Raw genomic sequence first — 17,055 nt, 5'->3', positions numbered from 1 at the left:
CTTGAGTGTTGTGGGGTGTCAGTTGGGGTAGCCCTCACCCTAGCCCTCTCCCAGAGGGAGAGGGAACTGACCGAGTTGCTTTTGCAAGTTGCGCCGACCTGAGTTATCGAGTTGACTTCGATTCTGAACAGCACACAAATCGGCTCCCTTTCCCCCTCGCCCCCTTGGGGGAGAGGGCTGGGGTGAGGGGGTGACTTTCCTGAGGACGCTACATATCTTCCTCAATATCCAACAGCAGATTCTCCAGCGCCTCTTTATAAGCCCCCGGTTCCTGCCACATCCCGCGCTGCTGTGCTTCCAGCATCCGTTCGGTCATATCCCGCAGCGCGTGCGGATTATGCTCACGAACAAATTCCCGGGTCGCCGGATCCAGCAGATAAGCATCGGCGAGCAGCGCGTATTGATGATCGTCGATCAACTGCGTGGTCGCATCAAACGCAAACAGGTTATCGACCGTCGCCGCCATTTCGAACGCGCCTTTATAGCCGTGGCGTTTGACGCCATCGATCCATTTCGGATTGGCTGCCCGCGAGCGGATCACGCGGTTCAGCTCTTCTTTCAAGGTGCGAATCTTCGGCAGATCCGGCTGGCTGTGATCACCGTGATAACTGGCCGCTGCTTCGCCGCGCAGGCTTTCGACGGCAGCCAGCATGCCGCCCTGGAACTGGTAATAGTCGTTGGAATCGAGCAAGTCGTGCTCGCGGTTATCCTGATTCTGCAGCACCGCTTGCACTTGGCTCAGGCGCTGGACGAATTGCTCGCGGGCAGCCGTGCCTTCATCCGAACCGCCATAGGCGTAAGCGCCCCAGTTCAGATAGACCTCGGCGAGATCCTCGCGGGTTTGCCACAGGCGCCCGTCGATCGCGCCCTGCACGCCGGCCCCGTAAGCGCCGGGTTTGGCGCCGAAGATTCGCCATCCGGCCTGACGCCGCGCGGTGTCTTCATCGAGACCCGATTGCAGCAGCGCCTCGCGTTCGGCGCGTACTTTGGCGGCGAGTGGATTGAGATCATCCGGCTCGTCCAGCGCTGCCACGGCTTGCACGGCGGCATCGAACAGGCGAATCAGGTTGGCGAAGGCGTCGCGGAAGAATCCCGAGACACGCAAGGTCACATCGACACGCGGACGGTCGAGCAGACTCAGCGGCAAAATCTCGAAGTCATCGACGCGCTGACTGCCTGTCGCCCATACCGGACGTACGCCCATCAGGGCCATGGCCTGGGCGATGTCGTCGCCGCCGGTGCGCATGGTCGCCGTCCCCCAGACAGACAGCCCGAGTTGACGCAGGTGATCGCCGTGATCCTGCAAGTGCCGTTCGAGAATCAGCGTGGCCGACTGGAAACCGATGCGCCACGCCGTCGTAGTCGGCAGGTTGCGCACGTCGACCGAGTAGAAGTTGCGCCCGGTGGGCAGGACGTCGAGGCGGCCACGACTCGGTGCGCCGCTGGGGCCGGCGGGGACAAAACGACCGCCGAGGGCGTCGAGCAGACCGCGCATTTCAGCCGGGCCGCAGGCGTCCAGGCGTGGGGCGACGACTTCGCGCAGATTCTGAATGATTGCACTGACCTCCGCCCAACGCGGTCCCTGTAGGAGTGAGCCTGCTCGCGATAGCGGTGGATCAGGTAAATCTTCAGCGACTGACACTCCGCTATCGCGAGCAGGCTCACTTCTACAAGGGGATTGCAGTGTCTGGGAGATCAGTTGAGTGGCGAACAGTTCGAGGCGTTCGCGGGTGTCGCCGGCGGTGCGCCAGGATTCGTTGCTTTGCGCTTGCAGCGCTTCGGGGCACGGGCCGGCCCATGGCTCGGCCAACGCGCAGTCGAGCGGATCGAAACCCAGTTCAAACGCTTTGGCCAATGCCCGCAGCAGGCTCGATTGCGCGCCTTTTCCGTCCCCTCGCGGAATCCGCAGCAAGGCCAACAACGTATCAATGCGCAGTCGCCCCGTCGGTGACTCGCCAAAAATGTGCAGACCATCGCGAATCTGCGATTCCTTCAGATCACACAAATACGTGTCCAGACGCGGCAGCCAGATCGCCGCATCGGCGTCGCTGTCCAGGCCCGCATCCAGTTGCAGTTCACGATCAATCTGCGTGTCGCGCACCAGTTGCAGGATGTCGCGCTGCAACTCACGGGCACGGCGCGGATCGAGCAGTTGCGCCTCGTAATATTCGTCGGCCAACAGCTCCAGATTGCGCAACGGCCCGTAGGTTTCGGCGCGGGTCAGCGGCGGCATCAAGTGATCGATGATCACCGCTTGCGTGCGTCGTTTGGCCTGAGCGCCCTCGCCCGGGTCGTTGACGATAAACGGATAGATATTCGGCAGCGGCCCGAGCAGTGCATCCGGCCAGCAATTCTCCGAGAGGCCGACGCCTTTGCCCGGCAGCCACTCGAGATTGCCGTGCTTGCCGACGTGAATAACGCCGTGCGCGCCGTAGGTGTTGCGCAACCAGAAATAGAACGCCAGATAGCCGTGTGGCGGCACCAGATCCGGATCGTGATAGACCGCGCTCGGATCGACCTGATAACCACGCGCCGGTTGAATGCCGACGAAGGTCAGACCGAAGCGCAGACCGGCGACCATCATCCGCCCGTCGCGGCACATCGGATCGTTTTGCGGCGATCCCCAACGCTCAATCACGGCAGTGCGATTGGCTTCGGGCAGCGCATTGAACATGGCCAAATAAGCGTCCATCGCCAGACTTTGCTGGCACGGGCGCAGGTCCAATGTGTCGAGATCGTTGCTGACGCCACCGAGCAATTGCTGGATCAACTCGGTGCCACTGTCCGGCAACTCTGCCGTGATCGGATAGCCCTCGGCTTGCAATGCTCGCAGGATGTTCAGCGCTGCCGCCGGCGTGTCGAGACCGACGCCGTTACCGATGCGCCCATCGCGGGTCGGGTAGTTGGCGAGAATCAACGCCATGCGTTTTTCGCCATTCGGCACCCGCGCCAGATCGATCCAGCGCCGCGCCAGTTCAGCGACAAAATCCATGCGCTCAGGCTGCGCGCGATAGCAGACCACATCGGACTGACTGCGCTCGCTGCGCCAGGCCAGATCCTTGAAGCTGATCGGCCGGCTGATGATGCGCCCGTCGAGTTCCGGCAAGGCAATGTGCATGGCCAGATCGCGCGGGCCCAGACCCTGCTCGCTGTCGCGCCAGCCGGGCTCGTTGTCCTGCGCGCAGATCGCCTGAATCACCGGAATGTTGCGGCGAAACGGCCGCAGATGCGGCGCTTCGGGGCTGGACTGGGCGAAACCGGTGGTGTTCAAAATCACCCCGGCCTCGACTTCATCCAGCCAATCCTCGACCACCGCCAGGCAGCCGGGTTCTTTCAAACTGGCCACCGCGATCGGCAACGGATTAAGTCCCGCCACCTGCAAGCGCTGGCAGAAAACATCGATGAACGCGGTGTTCGCCGCTTGCAAATGCGAGCGGTAAAACAACACCGCCGCAACCGGTTGCTCAGGCAGCCATTCGGCTTGCCAGTCACTCAGTGCAGCGGTGTTTTTAGTCGGGTGGTAAATCGCCGTGCGCGGCAGGGTTTGCGGTTCTTCCCAGACGTAATCGCGGCCGAGCCAACGGCTGGCCATGCAACGGAAGAAATCCAGCGCATTGCCCATGCCGCCCTGACGCAAAAACTGCCAGAGCCGGTCGCGATCCTCTGCGTTGACGGTGCTCAAGTCGCTGAGTTCCGGATCGGGCCGATCATCGCCCGGCACCAGAATCACCTGCACGCCACGCTCGCTCAGTTCAACCAAACGCTCGACACCATAACGCCAATAGGCGATGCCGCCGTGCAACGAGATCAGAATCACTTTGGCGTGGCGCAGCACTTCATCGACGTACAAATCGACCGACGCGTGATTCTGCACCTGCATCGGGTTGGCCAGACGCAGGCTCGGGTAATCTTCCGGCAACTGCTGCGCGGCTTCCGCGAGCAGCGCCAGGCTTGAGTCGCCGCTGCACAGGATCACCAGCTCGGCGGGGGTTTGGCCTAGGTCGGCAATGTTGTCATCCGAGACGAATCCGCCGGGCTGAGTCCTGAGCAGGTGCATGATTTAAACGCTGAGCGCGGCGCGCAATTGCGCTTCGAGTTGCGCGGCGTCGAGTTGCTGACCGATCAAAACCAGGCGCGTGACGCGCGCTTCATCAGCGCCCCACTGGCGGTCGAAATGTTTGTCGAAACGCGTGCCAACGCCCTGGATCAGCAAGCGCATTGGCTTGTTCGGGATGGCCGCGAAACCTTTGACACGGAGGATGCCGTGCTTGACCACCAGTTGCGTCAGGGCGTCGAGCAGCAGGCTTTCATCGGCTTGCGGCAGTTCGATGGAGATTGAATCGAAAGCGTCGTGATCGTGGTCATCGTGGTCGTCATCGCCTTCACCGTGATGATGGTCGTGATGGCTGTGGCGGCTGTCGATGTGCTCTTCGGAACCGGCGCCAAGGCCGATGAGCACGTCCAGCGGCAGACGACCGTTGCTGGCTTCGATGATTTTCACCGCTGGCGGCAACTCTTCGGCGACTTCGGCACGTACACGAGCGAGATCTTCCGGGCTGGTCTGGTCGGCCTTGTTGAGGATGACGAGGTCGGCGCTGGCCAGTTGGTCGGCGAACAGTTCGTGCAGCGGCGACTCGTGATCCAGGTTCGGATCGAGTTTGCGCTGGGCGTCGACCTGATCCGGGAACGCGGCGAAGGTGCCAGCGGCTACGGCCGGACTGTCGACCACGGTGATCACCGCGTCAACGGTGCAGGCGCTGCGGATTTCCGGCCACTGAAAGGCTTGCACCAGCGGTTTCGGCAAGGCCAGGCCCGAGGTTTCGATGAGGATGTGGTCGAGGTCACCGCGACGCGCAACCAGCTCGCGCATCACCGGGAAGAACTCTTCCTGAACGGTGCAGCACAGGCAGCCGTTGGCCAGTTCGTAAACGCGACCGGTGGCTTCTTCTTCGGTGCAACCGATGGTGCATTGCTTGAGGATTTCACCGTCGATGCCCAACTCGCCGAACTCGTTGACGATCACTGCGATGCGACGGCCCTGGGCGTTGTCGAGCATATGGCGCAGCAGCGTGGTTTTGCCCGAGCCGAGAAAGCCGGTGACGATAGTGACGGGGAGTTTGGCCAGTGTTTTCATCGGTATGCCCTTTGGCAAGCGGCGGGCATACGGGACGAGAACCGGCAACGCACGCGCATGCCTGGAGAGTTCGCCACCGGATCACCCCGCCCGGTTGTAGTGAGAATCTGTGACGAGGCAGGTCTCCTGGCTGACGGCGTTCAGGCGCTGGGCCTGGTGTTTGCTGCGCCTTCCCGCGGGCTCATCGGTTGAGCTGGCAGTGGCGTGGCAGCGAACATCGCCGTTCACAGTTGCGGGGGCAGCCGCGGCATTGACCGCGTTCCCTTCTTAGCTTCGGCAGCGGCCGAAGAACCTCGAAAGCGCAAGGCTACGCATCGTCTAAGGGTGGGTCAATGGGCGTTGAGTTTTGGTTTTTGGGGCATATCCGTTGCTGTGGGTGCTGCCGCTGGCGGTTTCGCTCTTACAGCGAGTCCCTTTTTCAAACGCCAAAAAGGAACCAAAAGGCTTTGCCCCGGCGTACGGCACTTCGCTGAGGCTCAGTGTTCCCTCGCTACGGTGTCCATCCGGGGGCATCGCCTACGGTTTGCTTCGCTGCACCTCCTCTCGATGAATGCGGCTGCGCCGCACGGCGCTGCGCGCCTACCCCCGGATGAACACCTCCGCTCGGCCTGCCGAAGGGGCAAAAAAGCCAGATCAAAAGCCAGATCAAGAGCCAAAGCCAGATCACGAGCCCCTCACCCTAGCCCTCTCCCGGAGGGAGAGGGGACTGATCGAGTTGTTTGGGCGAGGTACGCCGACGTGCGATACCGCGTCGAACGCGCATTTTGAAAAGCCCAAAAATCGGCTCCCTCTCCCTCGGGAGAGGGCTGGGGTGAGGGGCGAATCCACCACAAAACCAAAGCCGACCACGCTGTGCTCTTCACCACTCAACAGGATGAGCGTTAGCTCGGCTGCAGCTCTTGATCTGTAAGGCGACGTCGGAAGGCTGAGTGGAGGGATTGATCCGGGCGTGGGAGCGCAGCGACCGTTTGGCGCAGCCAAACACAGCGAGAGGAGGTGCAGCGCAGCAAACCGTAGGCGCTGCGCCCGGATCAATCCCGCAGCGAAGGAACCCCGAGCCCCAGCGAGCGGGCCGCACGTAGGAGCAAGCGTTTTTTGCTTACTTTTTGCTGGGCCGGCATTCCGGCGTTTGAAAAAAACTGAGTCGCCGTAAGGGCGAAACCGTAATCAGCAACACCCGCAGCAACGGATCCACCCACAAAATTGACTAAAATCCCCGAGCCATGCTCTCCTACACACCTTGTTACGGGTGCCCTTCACAGGGTGAAACGGGAAACCGGTGAATCATGTGCTTTACTCAAGCCCATGTCAGTCCGGTGCTGCCCCCGCAACGGTAAGCGAGCGAAGCGTCAGATCCACTGTGCCAGTACGGCATGGGAAGGTGACGCTTGCAGGTCGGCCAGATGCCAACCCCTCGTGAGCCCGGAGACCGGCCCGCAACGCACAGTACGCATTTTGCGTCGCTGAACATAACAAACCCGCGGTGGGCGGGCGCTGTTCGAACCCCTGCGTGCTCGACCCGCAGGGGTTTTATGCGCTCTGAATCACCCGCTGACACTCCAGAGGGAAGCGCCATGTCGATCATCAGCAGCACCGGCAGCAACACGGACAAAATCGCCAGCACCACCACCTTGAGCCAACGCTTGACCGCCGCTGTCTTCGCGTCGATTCTGGGTGCCAGCCTGGTCTATTTCGCCGGTTTCTCGCATATCGAAGCAGTGCACAACGCCGCGCACGATACCCGCCACAGCGCCGCGTTCCCGTGCCACTGAGACCTGCCGACATGATCAAGCGAATTGCTCAAACTGCAGGTTTCACTGGCTTGCTGGCCGCCCTGCTCCTCACCCTGCTGCAAAGCTTCTGGGTTTCACCGCTGATTCTCCAGGCGGAAACCTTTGAGAAGGCCGAACCGGTTGCCGAAGTCCACGAACACGCCGCTGGCACCGCTGCGCACACTCATGATACCGAGGCCTGGGAGCCGGCAGACGGCTGGCAGCGCGTGGTTTCGACCACTGGCGGCAACCTGGTGGTGGCCGTGGGTTTCGCCCTGATGCTTGCGGGTCTGTACACCCTGCGCGCGCCGACCAAAACTTCGCAAGGCCTGCTCTGGGGGCTGGCCGGTTACGCAACATTCGTGCTGGCGCCCACTCTGGGCCTGCCACCTGAATTGCCGGGCACCGCTGCAGCCGATCTGGCCTCGCGACAGATGTGGTGGATCGGTACTGCCGCGTCGACCGCTGTCGGCCTGTCGTTGATCGCATTCAGCCGGCACTGGTTGATGAAAATCCTCGGCGTGGCGATCCTCGCCGTGCCGCACGTGATCGGCGCGCCTCAGCCGCAAGTGCATTCGATGCTCGCCCCTGAAGCATTGGAAGCGCAGTTCAAAATCGCTTCGCAGCTGACCAACGTAGTGTTCTGGCTGGCCCTGGGCCTGATCAGCGCCTGGTTGTTCCGCCGCAAAATCGATGGTCAATACCACGCATGACGAGTGACAGCGCAGCGCCGACCTTCGTGGTCGGCCTGGGCTGCCAGCGCGGCTGCCCGGCCAGCACGCTGCGCGCGTTACTGGATCAGGCGTTACAGGCGCATCGCATTGAGCTTCATGCGGTGAAGGCTTTGGCCAGTATCGACCTGAAACGCGATGAACCCGGTTTACAGGAACTCGCCGCACAACTGGCGCTGCCATTGCTGTACTTCAGCAGCGAGGAGTTGGCCAGTTACCAAGAGCGACTCAGCCACCGTTCCGAGATCGCTTACGAACGCACCGGTTGCTACGGCGTGGCGGAAAGTGCTGCGCTGGCCCTTGCCGAACAGTTGATTCAGGCACCGGCAAAACTGCTGATTTCCCGGCAGAAATACGCCCAGGCCACCTTCGCATTGGCCGGCGCCGCGTAAAAACCCGATAATCCCCGCCATCGATCATGAGCAATCTTCATCTGAAGCGATTGCTGCGCCTCTTTTTCACAGGATTCTACGATGACCGTCTACTTCATCGGCGCCGGCCCCGGCGACCCGGAACTGATCACCGTCAAAGGCCAGCGGCTGATCCGCAGTTGCCCGGTGATCATTTATGCAGGCTCGCTGGTACCAGCGACGGTGCTCGAAGGTCATCAGGCTGACACGGTAGTCAACAGCGCCGAATTGCATCTGGAACAGATCATCGAACTGATCAAAACCGCCCACGCAAAGGGGCAGGATGTGGCACGGGTGCATTCCGGCGATCCGAGTCTGTATGGTGCGATTGGTGAGCAGATTCGCTATCTGCGTGAGCTGAATATTCCGTTCGAGATCATCCCTGGCGTGACCGCGACGGCCGCGTGTGCGGCGTTGCTGGGCGCGGAGCTGACGCTGCCGGACATTTCACAAAGCGTGATTCTGACGCGTTATGCCGATAAGACCGCGATGCCAGCGGGTGAGGAACTCGGCAGTCTGGCGCAGCATGGTGCGACCATGGCGATTCATTTGGGCGTTAATCATCTGGACAAGATTCTGACGGAACTGCTGCCGCATTACGGCGCTGATTGCCCGATTGCAGTGATTCACCGGGCGACGTGGCCGGATCAGGATTGGGTGGTGGGGACGCTGGCGGATATTGCCGGGAAGGTTGAGGCCAAGGGGTTTCGGCGTACGGCGTTGATTCTCGTCGGGCGGGTATTAGAGAGTGAGGTGTTTAGCGAGTCATCGCTGTACCGCGCGGGGCATGCACACCTTTACAGACCCTGAAAGCAAAAGATCGCAGCCTTCGGCAGCTCCTACAGGGAAACACATTCCAATGCAGGAGCTGCCGAAGGCTGCGATCTTTTGATCTTGTGGCACCAGACAAATGCACTCATCACGGGAAAATGCATTGCCTGGTTTGTGACGGCTTCGCAGTGAACACCTTACTTAGTAGTAGGCGTTTTCTTTCTGCGTGTGGTCGGTCACGTCACGAACGCCTTTCAGCTCCGGAATGCGCTCAAGCAAAGTACGCTCGATGCCTTCCTTCAAGGTCACGTCCGCCTGGCCGCAGCCCTGGCAACCGCCACCGAACTGCAGCACGGCGATGCCGTCTTCAACCACATCGATCAGGCTGACCTGACCGCCGTGGCTGGCCAGCCCCGGGTTGATTTCGGTTTGCAGGTAATAGTTGATGCGCTCGTTGACCGGGCTGTCGGCGTTGACCATCGGTACTTTGGCGTTCGGCGCCTTGATGGTCAGCTGGCCACCCATGCGGTCGGTGGCGTAATCGACAACGGCGTCATCGAGAAACGCTTCGCTGAAGTGATCGATATAAGCGGTGAAGCTTTTCAGCCCCAGCGCGGTGTCTTCAGGTTTTTCTTCGCCCGGCTTGCAGTAGGCAATGCAGGTTTCGGCGTACTGAGTGCCAGGCTGGGTGATGAAGACGCGGATGCCGATGCCCGGGGTGTTCTGCTTGGAGAGCAGATCAGCCAGGTAATCGTGGGCGGCGTCGGTAATGGTAATAGCGGTCATGGAAACTCCTCGCAGGCTTGGGCGCAGTTTACGCCAATCGTTGCGCCGGACAAAGTCCTAGTATTTTTGTCGGGAAAGATTCTCGTCGGGCGCGCCGTCGATTCGCGCCTTGAGCCAGCGATAGCTGCGTTTTTCTACCCATTCGTAGCTCAGCCATGAGCCGACGCCGATCGCCAGCGCGCACACGACAAACATCAAATACGGGTTGATGCCATAGCGTCGCGCAATGAAACCGCCCGCCGACAGCACCAGAACGTGCATCAGATACACCGAATACGAACAATCACCGAGCAGCTTGAGCACACGGCTGCGCTCGACATAACGCTCAAGCGAGATACACGCCATCACCAGCACCGCACTCGGTACACCCCAATTGAGCAGCCTCGGCGCCGGTGCCAAATGATAAATCGCCAGCAACGCCGCGACGATGGCCGTCAGTGGCAGCCACAGTCCCGCACCGATCCAGCCCCGGCGATAGAGCATGCCGATGCCGATCCCCAGCAGAAACTCATAGACAATGTCCGAACGGTAAAACTCGCTTATCCAGCCAAACCCGGTCCACGCCTGACTCACAGCAAACAGCGACGCCGCGACTACCAGCAGGCGCACCTGCAGGCGGAACAGCAACGCCCAGGCAAACAGCAGGTAAAACAGGATTTCGTAATTCAGCGTCCAGCCGACATTCAGCGTCGGATAGAAGCCGTAGCCGCCGGGGTTTTCCGTGGGAATGAACAGCAACGACAACAACAGATGGTTCCAGTCCACCGTCTGATCCGGCAACAGCGGCTGGGCGAACACCACCAGCAGCGCCATCAGCACGGTGTACAGCCAATACGCCGGGACGATGCGAAACAGGCGATACAGCAGAAAGCGCGCCGGCGGCAGCGGTTTGTTTTCGGTCGAGAGGAAAATCACCAGACCGCTGATGACGAAGAAGATATCGACGCCCACCGCGCCCTTGTCGATGAACAGCTGCCCGATGGGCCCACGCGCCTGAAAGTCGAAGAAGATCTGCATGAAGTGATGGCAGACCACCGTCCACGCGGCAAGCGCACGCAGGGCCTGCACTGAAATCAACATTGCCCGCTCCCGATCACAAGTCCTGAAACCACCGCAGATCCCTTGTAGGAGTGAGCCTGCTCGCGACGGCGGCGGCACATTCAACATCTCCAGTGCCTTATTCTCCGCTATCGCGAGCAGGCTCACTCCTACAGGGGTTTTGCGGTGTCGCTTGAAGTTGGGACAGCAAGCCTGCCGCAAACGATCAAAGATTCTCGTAGCGGTTCATGTCCAGCACGCCCTCTTCCACCGGGTCGGTTTCGTGGATGTACTGAGTCAAATCGTGGAAATAGAACCAGAATTGCGGATGACTGCGGCGAATTCCCCAGCGTTCGACGATTTTCTCGAAACGGTTGGCATCTTTGGCGTTTTCCATTGCATCGACAAATTCAGACACCTGATCGGCAGGGATGTTGAAGATGAAGTTCGGATAACTGCTGAGCACGCCCGGGAAAATGGTGATCGTGTCCAGTCCAGGCTGATAGCGCAGCGACTCACCGAGCAGGAACGCCACGTTGCTGTGTGCACGATTGCGCAGCAGGCTGTAAACCTCGCGTTTGCCGCTGGCGGTTTCGACGCGCAGCATCGTCGCTTCCGGCAACTGATCAATCACCTTCAAACCGGCCGCCGGGCGCGAAGTCAGGCGACTCAAGGCCTGTTCGGCATTTTGCAACGCCGGGTCGATATTCGGCCGCGAGCAGTAAGCGCCGTCGCAGCGATTGATCGGATCCGGCCGCGCATTCAAGTCGCCGTAACGCGCCAGCAATTGCATGGCGAAGTCGTATTTCGGGTCTTTTTCGTCGAGCTTCAGCGCAGTCGGCTTGTCGTCATCGATGGCTTCGTAATCGAGCCACATCTTGAACTGGCCGCTGTTCTGGTACCAATCGTCCAGATAGTCCTCGCGCGAATCGGCCGGCATCAGGCGCAGGAAATTCTGCTCGGCGCCGTTGCGGATCAAGTCGAAATACAGGCGAGTCTGCGCCTGGTGGGAGACGTTACCGAACACGTCGAAGTTGACCGCCAACTGGTAATAGGTGCGTTCAAGCAGCGGGTAGTCGAACAACCACATCGTCTGCGGCACTTCGCCGATCAAGCCCTTGGTCACCGAAGCACTGTCAAAGTGGCGGAAAATGCTCAGCAGCGCGTTGTCGTTGCCCGCCCACAGCGTCGACCAACTTGGCGCAGGGACTTCGGCATAGCTGTCGCGACGCAACGCCTCGTATTCATTACGTTTGTCGCGATAGTTGTGCCACAGGCTCAGGACGCTGCCGACGTCGTCGTTCTGCCCCGGCATCGCCAGCAACGGCGTGGCCTGGCCACGATAGTTCGGATCGGTGATGTACAAGTCGTGTTCCGGCGCCTGGAACAGCGCCCAGAAGTTGTCGCGGATTACGTCGGTCGCGATCTGCCCACGGCACACGGGTCCACGAATAAAGGTGCGGACAAAGTATTCGGCGTTATCGAGCATGAACTGATAACGCGCCTGCGCCGGAATCGCTTCAAACGTGGCGAACGGATTGGCGCGGCTCTGCGGGCCGTAGCCCGGCAAGGCGTTGACCTGCCAGTTGCCGCTGTAAAACAGGCTTTTGACCCGCGCCATCTTCGCTGCGCTCAGCGGGTAGGTGATGTGGGTTTTGTGCACGATCACCCCTTGCACCGGCCACAAGCGGTAATACACCTGCGTACCCGGATCGTCGTTCGGGCGGCGGGTGGCGATCAGGTCGATCGGCTGGCCAGTCGGCGTGCGCGAACGCACCCATTGGAAGTAATGCCCCGGCTCGCCGTCCTTGAAATAAAGGTGCGCGAGGAACAGGTGTTCGTACAACCAACGGCCAACCAGGCTTTCGCGGGCACCGGGGCTGTTGAACAGATTTTCCCACTGGACGATTTGCAGGGATTCTTTAGCGCTCGGCGCCAGGCCTTGTTCGTCAATCGGCGCACCAGAGGCGAGCCAGCGTTGCAAGGTCTGGTATTGCTGATCGGTCAGGCCAGTGACTGCCAGCGGCATGCCTTCTTTCGGGTGCGCCCCGGCGTAACCCTCGAATTCGGCGGGCATGGCGCACTGGTTTGCCCGATTCAGACCCAGGACGATGTCTTCGGGAAGTTTCGCGTTAGGCGTCAGCGGCGTCTTGTGCCCCAATTCCAGCATCCGCGCCATCAACGCCGCTTGGCTGCCTTGGGCGTCGAGTACCGAATAGAAGTCCTTTTGCTGCCAGGCGCGCTTGCCGAAGGCGTCGTAAAACAATCGGGTGGTCGGCGCCGCGACAGTGCGCTCGCCGTCATACACCGGCATTTTGCTCGCACCACGGGCTGCGCCCTCGCCACTGCCGAGATTGAGCTGGCAGGCGGAGTCGTAGCAGGCGTGGCAGGCCACGCACTTCTCGGTGAAGATTGGCTGGATGTCGCGGACGTACGAAATAGAAGGGGAAGTTGCAGGAGCAACCGCTGGCTCTTGCGCCATGGCGCTCCAGCTGAGAAACAGCAACACAAAACCAATGACGCGGTAAGACATGCTGCTGATCCCGATTTTTTAAAAAAACGCCGCGATTCTACATTATGACGACCGTACCAACATGAGTGATATTCATGCAAAAGCGCCACATGCTCTAAAACCGCACAGGTTTGTTATGATCCCGCTCCTTCGTAATGGTCTTTCCGAGTAGTCCAAATGTCCGATCGCAGCGTCCGTCTTCAAGCTCTCAAGCAAGCTCTCAAAGAGCGCATCCTGATACTCGACGGCGGTATGGGCACGATGATCCAGAGCTACAAGCTCGAAGAGCAGGATTATCGGGGCAAACGCTTTGCTGACTGGCCAAGTGACGTCAAGGGCAACAACGACCTGTTGGTGATCACTCGTCCCGATGTCATCGGTGGCATCGAGAAAGCCTATCTGGATGCCGGCGCCGACATTCTCGAAACCAACACCTTCAACGCCACGCGTATTTCCATGGCCGATTACGGCATGGAAGAACTGGCCTACGAGTTAAACGTAGAAGGCGCACGTCTGGCGCGCAAGATTGCCGACGCCAAGACCGCCGAGAACCCGGCCAAGCCGCGTTTCGTCGCCGGCGTGCTCGGCCCGACCAGCCGTACTTGCTCGCTGTCGCCGGACGTCAACAACCCGGGCTACCGCAACGTCACCTTTGATGAGCTGGTGGAAAACTACACCGAAGCCACCAAAGGCCTGATCGAGGGCGGCGCCGACCTGATCCTGATCGAAACCATTTTCGACACCCTCAACGCCAAAGCCGCGATCTTCGCCGTGCAAGGCGTGTTCGAAGAGCTGCACCTCGAACTGCCGATCATGATTTCCGGGACCATCACCGATGCCTCCGGCCGCACCCTGTCGGGTCAGACCACTGAGGCGTTCTGGAACTCCGTGGCGCACGCCAAGCCGATTTCGGTCGGTTTGAACTGCGCGCTCGGCGCCAGTGAGTTGCGTCCATACCTGGAAGAGCTGTCGAACAAGGCCAGCACCCACGTTTCCGCGCACCCGAACGCCGGCCTGCCGAACGAATTCGGCGAGTACGACGAACTGCCGTCGGAAACCGCCAAGGTCATCGAAGAATTCGCCCAGAGCGGTTTCCTCAATATCGTCGGCGGCTGCTGCGGCACCACGCCGGGGCACATCGAAGCCATCGCCAAAGCCGTCGCCGGTTATGCGCCGCGGCAGATTCCGGACATCCCCAAGGCTTGCCGCCTGTCGGGTCTGGAGCCGTTCACCATTGATCGCAGCTCGTTGTTCGTCAACGTTGGCGAGCGTACCAACATCACCGGTTCTGCAAAATTCGCCCGTCTGATCCGTGAAGACAACTACACCGAAGCCCTGGAAGTCGCCCTGCAACAGGTCGAAGCCGGCGCGCAGGTGATCGACATCAACATGGACGAAGGGATGCTCGATTCGAAGAAGGCCATGGTGACCTTCCTCAATCTGATCGCCGGTGAACCGGACATCTCGCGCGTACCGATCATGATCGACTCGTCGAAATGGGAAGTGATCGAAGCCGGCCTCAAGTGCATTCAAGGTAAAGGCATCGTCAACTCGATCAGCATGAAAGAAGGCGTCGAGCAGTTCATCCATCACGCCAAACTGTGCAAGCGCTATGGCGCCGCAGTGGTGGTGATGGCGTTCGACGAAGCCGGCCAGGCCGACACTGAAGCGCGCAAGAAAGAAATCTGCAAACGCTCCTACGACATTCTGGTCAACGAAGTCGGCTTCCCGCCGGAAGACATCATCTTCGACCCGAACATCTTCGCCGTCGCCACCGGTATCGAAGAGCACAACAACTACGCGGTCGACTTCATCAACGCCTGCGCCTACATCCGCGACGAACTGCCGTATGCGCTGACCTCGGGCGGCGTGTCCAACGTGTCGTTCTCGTTCCGTGGCAACAACCCGGTGCGCGAGGCGATCCACTCGGTGTTCCTGCTGTACGCGATCCGCGCCGGTCTGACCATGGGCATCGTCAACGCCGGCCAACTGGAGATCTACGACCAGATCCCGCAGGAACTGCGCGACGCCGTTGAAGACGTGATCCTCAACCGCACCCCGGAAGGCACCGACGCCCTCCTCGCCATCGCCGACAAGTACAAGGGCGACGGCAGTGTCAAGGAAGCCGAGACCGAAGAGTGGCGCAGCTGGGAGGTCAACAAGCGTCTGGAACATGCGCTGGTCAAAGGCATCACCACGCACATCGTTGAAGACACCGAAGAATCGCGCCAGTCGTTCGCCCGCCCGATCGAAGTGATCGAAGGCCCGCTGATGTCCGGCATGAACATCGTCGGTGACCTGTTCGGCGCCGGCAAAATGTTCCTCCCGCAAGTGGTGAAATCCGCCCGAGTGATGAAGCAGGCCGTAGCGCACTTGATTCCGTTCATCGAACTGGAAAAAGGCGACAAGCCGGAGGCCAAGGGCAAGATCCTCATGGCTACGGTAAAAGGCGACGTACACGACATCGGCAAGAACATCGTTGGCGTGGTACTCGGTTGCAACGGCTACGACATCGTCGACCTCGGTGTGATGGTCCCGGCGGAGAAGATTCTGCAAGTGGCCAAAGAGCAGAAGTGCGACATCATCGGCCTGTCCGGTCTGATCACGCCATCCCTTGACGAGATGGTCCATGTTGCTCGCGAGATGCAGCGTCAGGATTTCCACCTGCCGCTGATGATTGGTGGCGCGACCACCTCCAAAGCGCACACGGCAGTGAAGATCGAGCCGAAGTACAGCAACGATGCGGTGGTCTACGTGACCGACGCCTCGCGTGCGGTCGGCGTCGCGACACAGCTGCTGTCCAAGGAACTGAAGGCCGGCTTCGTCGAGAAGACGCGCCTGGAATACGTCGATGTGCGCGAACGCACCTCGAACCGCAGCGCGCGCACCGAACGCCTGAGCTATGCCGCCGCGATCGCCAAGAAGCCACAGTTCGACTGGGCGTCTTACCAGCCGGTCAAGCCGACATTCACCGGCAGCAAGGTTCTGGACAACATCGACCTGAAAGTCCTCGCTGAATACATCGACTGGACGCCGTTCTTCATCTCCTGGGACCTGGCCGGCAAATTCCCGCGCATCCTCGAAGACGAAGTGGTCGGTGAAGCCGCGACTTCGCTGTACAAAGACGCGCAGGAAATGCTCGCCAAGTTGATCGACGAGAAGCTGATCAGCGCCCGCGCCGTATTCGGCTTCTGGCCGGCCAATCAGGTGCATGACGACGATATCGAGTTGTACGGCGATGATGGCCAGCCATTGGCAAAACTGCATCACCTGCGCCAGCAGATCATCAAGACCGACGGCAAGCCGAACTTCTCGCTGGCCGACTTCGTTGCACCGAAGGACAGCGAAGTGACCGACTACGTCGGTGGTTTCATCACCACCGCTGGCATCGGCGCCGAAGAAGTGGCCAAGGCCTATCAGGACGCTGGCGACGACTACAACTCGATCATGGTCAAAGCCCTCGCCGACCGTCTCGCCGAGGCCTGCGCCGAATGGTTGCACCAGCAAGTGCGTAAAGAGCACTGGGGTTACGCCAAGGACGAAACCCTCGACAACGAAGCGCTGATCAAAGAGCAGTACAGCGGCATCCGCCCTGCGCCGGGTTATCCGGCCTGCCCGGATCACACCGAGAAAGCCGCACTGTTTACCCTGCTCGACCCTGAAGCCGCCGAAATGCGCGCAGGACGCAGCGGTGTGTTCCTCACCGAGCACTACGCGATGTTCCCGGCCGCAGCAGTCAGTGGCTGGTACTTCGCCCATCCGCAAGCGCAATACTTCGCCGTGGGCAAGGTCGACAAGGATCAAGTGCAAAGTTACACCTCGCGCAAAGGCCAGGAGCTGAGCGTAACCGAGCGCTGGCTGGCACCGAACCTCGGTTACGACAACTGATCACTCGGCTCAA

General features: G+C 60.4%; 10 protein-coding genes and 2 riboswitches. Of the genes, 5 read left to right on the top strand and 5 right to left on the bottom strand.

Translation table 11 applies throughout. The features are described from left to right. Positions 1 to 208: 208 nt before the first annotated feature. Both cobN and cobW read right to left on the bottom strand, forming a co-directional pair. Positions 209 to 4,057 carry a cobaltochelatase subunit CobN gene (cobN, locus tag CQ009_RS24470; protein WP_105708976.1) on the bottom strand — a complete coding sequence of 1,283 codons (3,849 nt, stop codon included), beginning with the start codon at positions 4,055 to 4,057 and terminating at the stop codon, positions 209 to 211. Between the two features lie 3 nt (positions 4,058 to 4,060). After that, positions 4,061 to 5,134 (bottom strand): cobalamin biosynthesis protein CobW, encoded by a 1,074-nt coding sequence (gene cobW / locus CQ009_RS24465; RefSeq protein ID WP_105708975.1) that lies wholly within the window; start codon positions 5,132 to 5,134, stop codon positions 4,061 to 4,063. Between the two features lie 98 nt (positions 5,135 to 5,232). Next, positions 5,233 to 5,445: riboswitch (cobalamin riboswitch) on the bottom strand. Positions 5,446 to 6,364: 919 nt separating this feature from the next. Next, positions 6,365 to 6,587: riboswitch (cobalamin riboswitch) on the top strand. 121 nt (positions 6,588 to 6,708) lie between these two features. Here cobW and CQ009_RS24460 point away from each other — a divergent pair. The 4 genes from CQ009_RS24460 (at position 6,709) to cobM (ending at position 8,857) form a co-directional block, all read left to right on the top strand. Next, on the top strand, positions 6,709 to 6,906 hold the full coding sequence (locus CQ009_RS24460) for a CbtB domain-containing protein (RefSeq protein ID WP_064390276.1): 198 nt from the start codon (positions 6,709 to 6,711) through the stop codon (positions 6,904 to 6,906). An 11-nt stretch (positions 6,907 to 6,917) separates the two neighbouring features. Beyond that, positions 6,918 to 7,619, top strand: coding sequence for a CbtA family protein (locus CQ009_RS24455; RefSeq protein ID WP_064390277.1), 702 nt, complete (start codon positions 6,918 to 6,920; stop codon positions 7,617 to 7,619). Next, the gene (locus CQ009_RS24450; RefSeq protein WP_105708974.1) at positions 7,616 to 8,029 is read left to right on the top strand and encodes a cobalamin biosynthesis protein; all 414 of its coding nucleotides are present in this window, start codon (positions 7,616 to 7,618) and stop codon (positions 8,027 to 8,029) included. Before CQ009_RS24455 ends, CQ009_RS24450 begins: the two co-directional genes overlap by 4 nt. Before the next feature lie 81 nt (positions 8,030 to 8,110). Beyond that, the gene (cobM, locus tag CQ009_RS24445; protein ID WP_105708973.1) at positions 8,111 to 8,857 is read left to right on the top strand and encodes a precorrin-4 C(11)-methyltransferase; all 747 of its coding nucleotides are present in this window, start codon (positions 8,111 to 8,113) and stop codon (positions 8,855 to 8,857) included. Between the two features lie 162 nt (positions 8,858 to 9,019). On the opposite strand, the gene nfuA is transcribed toward cobM, so the two are convergent. The 3 genes from nfuA to CQ009_RS24430 all read right to left on the bottom strand — a co-directional run bounded on the left by nfuA (position 9,020) and on the right by CQ009_RS24430 (position 13,175). Beyond that, positions 9,020 to 9,604 (bottom strand): Fe-S biogenesis protein NfuA, encoded by a 585-nt coding sequence (gene nfuA, locus CQ009_RS24440; RefSeq protein WP_007912592.1) that lies wholly within the window; start codon positions 9,602 to 9,604, stop codon positions 9,020 to 9,022. A gap of 57 nt (positions 9,605 to 9,661) precedes the next feature. Next, on the bottom strand, positions 9,662 to 10,684 hold the full coding sequence (locus CQ009_RS24435; protein ID WP_105708972.1) for an acyltransferase: 1,023 nt from the start codon (positions 10,682 to 10,684) through the stop codon (positions 9,662 to 9,664). A gap of 184 nt (positions 10,685 to 10,868) precedes the next feature. After that, positions 10,869 to 13,175, bottom strand: a complete 2,307-nt coding sequence (locus CQ009_RS24430; protein ID WP_105708971.1) for a fatty acid cis/trans isomerase — start codon at positions 13,173 to 13,175, stop codon at positions 10,869 to 10,871. Positions 13,176 to 13,331: 156 nt separating this feature from the next. Between CQ009_RS24430 and metH the strand changes: the two genes are divergently transcribed. Beyond that, positions 13,332 to 17,042: a methionine synthase gene (metH, locus tag CQ009_RS24425; RefSeq protein ID WP_105708970.1), complete on the top strand. Its 3,711-nt coding sequence runs from the start codon at positions 13,332 to 13,334 to the stop codon at positions 17,040 to 17,042. Positions 17,043 to 17,055 lie beyond the last annotated feature (13 nt).

The organism is Pseudomonas sp. MYb2, from assembly GCF_002979955.1.
Taxonomy (GTDB): Bacteria; Pseudomonadota; Gammaproteobacteria; order Pseudomonadales; family Pseudomonadaceae; genus Aquipseudomonas.
Note: the sequence above shows the minus strand (reverse complement) of the source record. Positions and strands in the feature narration are given on the sequence as shown.